Source organism: Streptomyces sp. UNOB3_S3, assembly GCF_020740895.1.
GTDB lineage: Bacteria > Actinomycetota > Actinomycetes > Streptomycetales > Streptomycetaceae > Streptomyces.
On record NZ_JAILXP010000054.1, the window covers coordinates 19,648 to 27,183 of the forward strand.

Genomic DNA, 7,536 nt, shown 5'->3' on the forward strand with positions numbered 1-7,536 from the left:
CGCCGCCGGAACACGGCCCCTGGCCTGCGCGAACGCGCCGCCCACCGCCTTACAGGCACCGGCCGTCCCCGGTCACCACGGGACGCAACCGGCCGTCACCCCGGGTAGACCGGAGCCGTACCTTCCTTGCCCACGAGCTTCCAGTTGGTGTCCGGCAACAGCCGTACGATCCCGCCGTCGCCCTCCGCGACCAGCGCCTGCGCCTTGCCCGGGTTCTCCGAGGCGGCCACGCCCCGCACCCCCGTGATCCCCGGCAGCCCGGAGCCGTTGGCCTGCGAGCCGTCGGTCTCGACGTACTGGAGCTGCTGGAGCCCGCCCTGCTCGTTGCCGGCCACCAGCAGCCGGCTCGCGCCCGCCCACGAGACGGCGTTGACGTCCACCAGCCGGGGCGCCACGTTCCGCAGCTCCTGCACCGCCAGGCCGGTACGGCCCGCGCCGCGCCGCTCGACCCTGCCGAGCCGCAGCACCGTGTGGTCGCCCTTCGTCACCAGCAGCGCGATGCGCACACCGTCCGCGGCGATCCGCAACCCCGTGATCCGCCCGCCGTCGAGCCCGGGCACCTGGATCTCCTCGGGAGCGCCCGTGCCCCCGGGCAGCCGCAGCAGCCGCGGCTTGTCCGCGTCCTGGTCGGCGACCCACAGATCGCCCAGACCGTCCCAGCTCGGCGCGGTCAGCCCCGTCCTCGCGCCCGTACCGCCGCGTACGGTCAGCCGGGCCTCGCCCAGCGGCGCGCCCGCCTGGAGGGAGGCGACGTACAGCGACTGGCCGTTGGACGACACGCCCGCCGCCCGGCGCTCCGCGCGGTCCACCGCCACCGAGCGCAGCGGGACCGAGCCGTCCGCGCCCAGCGGGCCGGCGACCCGGCGCGCCTCGTCGTCGCCGTCGGCCAGGCTCACCATCCGGTGCTGGCCGTCGACGAAGTACTGCCGGTCCGGCCGCCCGGAGGTCAGGTCCGGCGCGTAGTAGCGCGCCTGCTCCTTGCCGAGCACGCACAGCCGGGAGCCGTCCTTGCGCTGGAGCGTCACATCGGTGGCCTTGGCCGACTCCTGAACGGTGTACAGGAGCTGCGCGGCCATCCGCAGGCACTGGTCCTGATTGGCGCCGGCGACCTTGTCGTTCAGCCGCACCTTCAGGCCGTTGGAGTCGTCCAGGGACAGCCGCTGGTCCTCCAGCCGCGTCCCCGTGGGGAAGGCCGTGGCGGCGACCGGGTCCAGCCACGACGTCGGCCCGTCCAGCAGCGCCTTCACCGTCGACGTGACCGGGTCTATCCGCTTGCGCAGATACACGGGGTCGGCGACGAGCACCTCGCGCGACTTCCCCGCGCCGCTCGCGCCCTGCCCCAACTCGGCAAAGTAGTACTTATTGACCGAACGGTAGATGCGCTGGAAGTCGGAGACCCCGAGCACCAGCCCCGGGTCCAGCGCGTCGATGCGCCACTCGCCGTCCTCGCGCGCCATGTGCAGCTGGGTCTTGTACTCGCCCTCGTCCGGCTTGTACGCGTGCTTGGCGTCAACCGTCGCGACCCGCCGACCGGTCAGGGTGACGACGTACCCCGGCTCGCGGTCACCGCCGGTGCGCTCCACCCGCACCTGGGGCGTCTGCGACAGCACCGTCGTGGACGCCGACGGATCCCAGCGGCCCTGCACGCCCTTCGCCAGGTACTGCCGGGCCGTCTCATAGTCCGTGTCGTCGCTCGTCGTCGCCTCCAGGAATCCCATGACGAGCTCCAGCGGCTGTTCGTTCTTGCGCGGCGGCACACCGTAGACGCGCACCTGCGCGTCGGCGTCGGCGCGCTGCTGCGGGGAGTCGACCGACTTCACCTCGCCGCCGTCGGGCATCGACGCGCAGCCGGCCAGCAGCGCACCGCCGACCAGCACGGCGCCCGCACCCGTGAGCCGTCGCACGCCGGTTCCCCTACGCCTGGCCGTCACGGTCGCCTCCGGTCCCGCTCCCGCCGCCCGCGGCCTCGCGGCCGTCCCGGGCACCGGCCCGACGGTCCGTCGTGTCACCGGCACGGTCACCACTCTTCTCACCACCGAGCGCCCCACCGGGACGCGTCACCACCCGCGCGCCGCTGCCCGGCAGCGCGGTGGGATCGGCCGTGGGATGTACGTTCCTGCTCTGCGCCGGTACGGGCGCCCCCGCGCCCGCCACGGGCGCACCGCGCCCCGGCAGCGCCGGTGGCAGCCCGGACCCGGTCATCCCGCGGTTGCGCCGCGAGTCCTCGGGCTCCAGCGGGATCGGCGAACCGCGCAGGGGCTCGCCCGCCGTGCGCGGCAGCGTCAGCCGGAACTGCGAACCGCCGCCCGGCTCGCCCCACGCCTGGAGCCAGCCGCCGTGCAGCCGCGCGTCCTCCACCGCGATCGACAGGCCCAGGCCCGTGCCACCGGTCGTCCGCGCACGCGCGGGATCGGCCCGCCAGAAGCGGTTGAACACCCGGGTCGCCTCGCCGGGCTTGAGACCCACGCCGTAGTCGCGCACCGCGACCGCGACCGCGCCCCCGGCCACTCCCAGCCGGACCACCACGTCCCGGCCCTCGCCGTGCTCCACGGCGTTGACCACGAGGTTGCGCAGCACCCGCTCGACACGGCGGGCGTCCGCCTCGGCGATGACGGGCTGCTCGGCACCGCGCACCAGCAGCCGGCTGCCCTTGCGGTCGGCGAGCGGCAGAGCGCCCTCCACCACCCGGTTCACCACGTCGCGCAGATCGATCGGCTCGGCCTCCAGCGCCGCCGCGCCCGCGTCGAACCGGCTGATCTCCAGCAGGTCCGCCAGCAGCGACTCGAACCGGTCCAGCTGCCCGAACAGCAGCTCGGCCGAGCGCGCGGTCACCGGATCGAAGCCGTCGCGCGCCTCATGGATGACGTCGGCCGCCATCCGGACGGTCGTCAGCGGCGTCCTCAGCTCGTGCGAGACGTCCGAGACGAACCGCCGCTGCATCCGCGAGAGCTCCTCCAGCTGCTGGATCTTCACCTGGAGGGTCTGTGCCATCTTGTTGAAGGCCTCACCCAGACGTGCGATGTCGTCCTCGCCGGTGACCTTCATCCGCTCCTGGAGCACACCCGCCGCGAGCCGCTCGGAGATGCTGGCGGCCATCCGCACGGGCGTGACGATCTGCCGCACCACCAGCCAGGCGATGGCGCCCAGCAGCACCACCACGAACACCCCGGCGGTCGCCAGCGTGGTCTTGACCAAGGTGAGGGACTTCTCCTCCTGTGTGAACGGGAAGAGGTAGTACAGCTGATACGGCTTGCCGTTGACGTCGTAGAGCCGCTTGCCGACGATCAGCGCCGGCTCGCCCTCGTCGGAGGAGCTCCGCTTGATCGTCCCGGGCTTCTCGAACGTGCCCGTCCGGCTGTCCAGCTGCTTGCGCAGATCCGCCGGGACACTGCGCTCCGGATCGATGTCCCCGGAGGCCCGCGGCCCCCGCGTCCCGCCCACGTACGTCGTGTCGCCGTCGCCCGCGCTGAGCGCCACCACGTGGTAGACGCCCTGCCCACCACTGGCGAGCTGCTGCACCAGCGCCGTCAGCCACGCCCCGGAGTCGGGCGTGCCCCGGCCACCGGACTGCGCGTCCTGACCGCGATCGGCACCGGCGGCGTCCGCGGCGTCGCGCGCCGCCTTGAAACCGCCCTCGGCCTGGCTCTGCGAGGCGTGCTTCTTGGCGTCCAGCAGGCCGTTGCGCACCTGCCCGATGACGACCACGCCGAGCAGCAGCACCACACCCAGCGACATCAGCAGGGTGGTCGCCACCACCCGCAGCTGGATGTTGCGCCGCCACAGCCGCATCGCGGGCAGCAGCGGCCGGCGCACCCAGCGCGCGTACAGCCGCAGCACCGGATGGACCGGCGCCGAGCCCGCGCCGTCGGACAGCAGCCTGCCCGCCCGCCAGAGACGCCGCAGGAGCGATATGCCCCCACCCGCGTCGACGGGCCGCCCCGCGTCCCGCTCCGGAGCGGCACCGTCGGCCGGCATGTCAGCTGGGTCCGGCCTTGTAGCCCACACCACGGACGGTCACCACGATCTCCGGCCGCTCGGGGTCCTTCTCGACCTTCGAGCGCAACCGCTGCACATGCACGTTCACCAGCCGCGTGTCGGCGGCGTGGCGATAACCCCAGACCTGCTCGAGCAGCACCTCACGGGTGAAGACCTGCCACGGCTTGCGCGCCAGCGCCACCAGCAGGTCGAACTCGAGCGGCGTCAGCGCGATCGACTGGCCGTCGCGCTTCACCGAGTGCCCGGCGACATCGATGATCAGATCGCCGATGGTCAGCTGCTCCGGAGCCGGCTCCTCCGACCTCCGCAGCCGCGCCCGGATACGGGCCACCAGCTCCTTGGGCTTGAACGGCTTGACGATGTAGTCGTCCGCACCGGACTCCAGCCCGACCACCACGTCGACCGTGTCGCTCTTGGCCGTCAGCATCACGATCGGCACCCCGGACTCGGCGCGGATCAGTCTGCACACCTCAATGCCATCACGGCCAGGCAGCATCAGATCCAGCAATACAAGATCGGGTTTGGCCTCACGGAATGCGGCGAGCGCCTTGTCGCCGTCCGCGACGAACGACGGCTCGAAACCCTCACCACGAAGCACGATTCCGAGCATCTCGGCCAGTGCGGTGTCGTCATCGACGACAAGAACGCGTCCCTTCATATCGACATCATCCCATTACCCGATCGTGACCTGGCACACAGCTCTGCCAGACCCGCCTCCGTCACGGGTGAAACAACCCCGTTTTCCGTGACAATGGCGGTCACCAACTCCGGCGGTGTGATATCGAACGCAGGGTTGTAGGCCTGTGTACCCAGGGGTGCCACCGGGTTTCCGGAAGCACTTCCCGGGAACTCCGTCACCTCGTACCCGGGCCGCTGCTCCACCTCGATCGCGGCGCCGTCGGCGGTCCCGGGATCGACGGTCGTGGTCGGCGCGACGACGACGAACGGCACATGGTGATAGCGGGCGAGCACCGCCAGCGGATAGCTGCCCACCTTGTTGGCCACCGCCCCGTCCGCCGCTATCCGGTCCGCGCCGATCAGCACGGCGTCGACCTCGCCCGCCGAGAACAGCGAACCCGCCGCATTGTCGGAGAGCAGCGTGTACGGCATACCGGCCCGGGCGGCCTCGTACGCGGTCAGACGGGCCCCCTGCAGCAGCGGACGCGTCTCGTCCACCCACAGCCGCCGCAGCTCCCGGACCCGGTGCGCCGCGCCCGCCACCGCGAAGGCGGTGCCCTCGCCGCCGGAGACCAGGGCGCCCGTGTTGCAGTGGGTCAGGAGGCGGTACCCGCCCCCGGGCAGCAGCTCCTGGAGCAGCGCCAGACCGTGCGCGGCCATACGGGCGCTGGCGTCGGCGTCCTCCCGGTGGAGGGCCCGGGCCTCGGCGAGCGCGGCAGCGGCCGCCTGAGAGCCGTCCACGCCGCTTCCCGCCGCCGTACGGTACGCCGCCAGCGCGCGCCGCACCCCGTAGCCGAGGTTCACGGCGGTCGGGCGGGCGTGGGCGAGCATCTCGGCGGCCTCCTCCACGTCGAAGCCGCGCACGGCCGCGAGAGCCAGGCCGTAGGCCCCCGCGACGCCGAGGAGCGGAGCGCCGCGCACGGCGAGCGTGCGTATCGCCTCGATCAGCGCGGGGACGTCGGTACAGACCAGCTCGATCTCTTCCGTGGGCAGCCTCCGCTGGTCGAGGAGGACGATCACGGGTCCCTCGGGCAGCTCCTCCCAGCGCAGGGCCGGGACGGAGGATCCGGTGCCGGACGCGGGTGCCGCGTACTGATCAGCCATTGGTCCAGTCTGCCCCGCGCACACCAACTATTGAAGGGCCTCCCCTGACGGCTCCCCCTTACGAGCCCCCTGCGGGCCCCTCGGGCACTTGCCGCCCCGCACACGCCTACTGACACGATGGCTGACCGGTACACCGCCCGGACGGGCCGCTGGACGGCGAACACGGGCGTCAGAGGGAGCTACAGGAGCTACAGAGAATGAACGACTCTCCGGACCGCACCCCGCAGGGCCGGGGCCGCGCCCGCGCCAACAGCGGAAGCGGCGGACACAGCGGCGGACACAGCGGAAGCGGCGACGGCAACGGCGGTGAGCACTGGGGCAACGGCGGCGGCTGGGGCGGCCAACAGTGGAGTCCGCCGCCTCCGCCGGCCCCCCCGGCCCGGCGTGGTGCCCCTGCGGCCCCTGGGCGTGGGCGAGATCCTGGACGGCGCGGTCACCACGACACGCCTGTACTGGCGGACCGTCTTCGGCATCTCCGCGGCCGTCGCCCTCGGTACCCAGGTGGCAGGGAGCACGGTAACGGGGCTGTGGTTCCGCGACCTGGCGGGCCTGAACAAGCTCTCCGACCCGGACACCGCCGACCTTCACGAGGTGCTGGACGCCTTCCGCAAGTCCATGGGCAGCCTGACCGTGGCCTCACTGGTCGGGCTGGTCGGCTCGATCATCGCGAGCGCCATGCTGACGATCGTCGTCAGCCGCGCCGTTCTGGGCCGGCCCACCTCCGTGGGCGACGCCTGGCGGAACGCCCGCCCCCGGCTGCTCGCCCTGACGGGGCTGTTCCTGCTGCTGCCCGTGCTCATCACGGCGGCCTTCGCGATCGGCCTGACCCCGGGGCTGGCGGTCGCCGCGGCTTCCGACGCCGGGCTTTCCGGTGATCTTGAGGGTGGCGGTGCCGGTGCCGGCCTGCTGGTTCTGGGCGGGTTCGCCGGCATGGCGGCGGCGGCCTGGGTGTGGGTCCGCTTCAGCCTTGCCGCGCCTGCTCTCATGCTCGAAAAGCAGGGTGTGTTCACGGCTATGCGTCGTTCGGCGAAGCTGGTGAAGGGAGCGGGCTGGCGGATCTTTGGAATACAGGTCCTGGCCGCCTTTATCGTTTTCATGATCGGTTCAATGGCACAGATACCGACGAGTCTGATTGACGGGATCGTGACCGGTGAATCCTCCATGGATCATTTGACGTGGACGTCTTTGATCATCAATGGCATCGGTTCGGCGATCGGCTCCGCACTGGCACTCCCGATCACTGCCGGCATGACCGCGCTGCTGTATATGGATCAGCGGATCCGTCGCGAGTCCCTTGATATCGAGCTCGCGCGCGCTGCGGGTATGTGAACGATGAGCCTCGGGTAGTTGTTTCCGCTCCGGCCTGTCCCTCTGGGGCAGGCCGAGGGAGCCGGCCTGGCCGTAAATGCAAGAAAGCCCCGGCAGGTATCCCCTGCCAGGGCTTTCTCTTAAAAGGAGTTCGGCGGCGTCCTACTCTCCCACAGGGTCCCCCCTGCAGTACCATCGGCGCTGAAAGGCTTAGCTTCCGGGTTCGGAATGTAACCGGGCGTTTCCCTAACGCTATGACCACCGAAACACTATGAAATTTAGAACCAGTCCGGCACTTTGGACTGTTCGTTATTTCAGAACAAACACAGTGGACGCGAGCAACTGAGGACAAGCCCTCGGCCTATTAGTACCAGTCAGCTCCAACCGTTACCGGTCTTCCACACCTGGCCTATCAACCCAGTCGTCTACTGGGAGCCTTACCCCATCAAG

Annotated in this window: 5 protein-coding genes and 2 rRNA genes; 1 reads left to right on the plus strand and 6 read right to left on the minus strand. The window is 71.2% G+C overall.

Annotated features, from left to right (window positions below; genetic code table 11):
* Positions 1 to 95: 95 nt before the first annotated feature.
* From K6I33_RS08725 to mtnA, 4 genes are read right to left on the minus strand one after another with little or no spacing between them, the layout of a single operon-like run.
* The gene (locus K6I33_RS08725) at positions 96 to 1,904 is read right to left on the minus strand and encodes an LpqB family beta-propeller domain-containing protein (RefSeq protein ID WP_229349532.1); all 1,809 of its coding nucleotides are present in this window, start codon (positions 1,902 to 1,904) and stop codon (positions 96 to 98) included.
* 10 nt (positions 1,905 to 1,914) lie between these two features.
* Positions 1,915 to 3,975, minus strand: coding sequence for an MtrAB system histidine kinase MtrB (mtrB, locus tag K6I33_RS08730; RefSeq protein WP_229349534.1), 2,061 nt, complete (start codon positions 3,973 to 3,975; stop codon positions 1,915 to 1,917).
* A 1-nt stretch (position 3,976) separates the two neighbouring features.
* Entirely contained in the window at positions 3,977 to 4,654 is a 678-nt protein-coding gene (gene mtrA / locus K6I33_RS08735) for a two-component system response regulator MtrA (protein ID WP_126914414.1), read from the minus strand.
* Positions 4,651 to 5,778: an S-methyl-5-thioribose-1-phosphate isomerase gene (gene mtnA, locus K6I33_RS08740; RefSeq protein WP_229349537.1), complete on the minus strand. Its 1,128-nt coding sequence runs from the start codon at positions 5,776 to 5,778 to the stop codon at positions 4,651 to 4,653. The genes mtrA and mtnA overlap by 4 nt, the downstream gene beginning before the upstream one ends.
* A gap of 408 nt (positions 5,779 to 6,186) precedes the next feature.
* Here mtnA and K6I33_RS35980 point away from each other — a divergent pair, with 408 nt between their 5' ends.
* Positions 6,187 to 7,107, plus strand: coding sequence for a glycerophosphoryl diester phosphodiesterase membrane domain-containing protein (locus K6I33_RS35980; protein WP_229349539.1), 921 nt, complete (start codon positions 6,187 to 6,189; stop codon positions 7,105 to 7,107).
* A gap of 128 nt (positions 7,108 to 7,235) precedes the next feature.
* Here the strand turns inward: K6I33_RS35980 and rrf are convergent.
* Positions 7,236 to 7,352 (minus strand): 5S ribosomal RNA (rrf, locus tag K6I33_RS08750).
* A 78-nt stretch (positions 7,353 to 7,430) separates the two neighbouring features.
* Positions 7,431 to 7,536: ribosomal RNA gene (locus tag K6I33_RS08755) — 23S ribosomal RNA — on the minus strand; the annotation flags it as partial.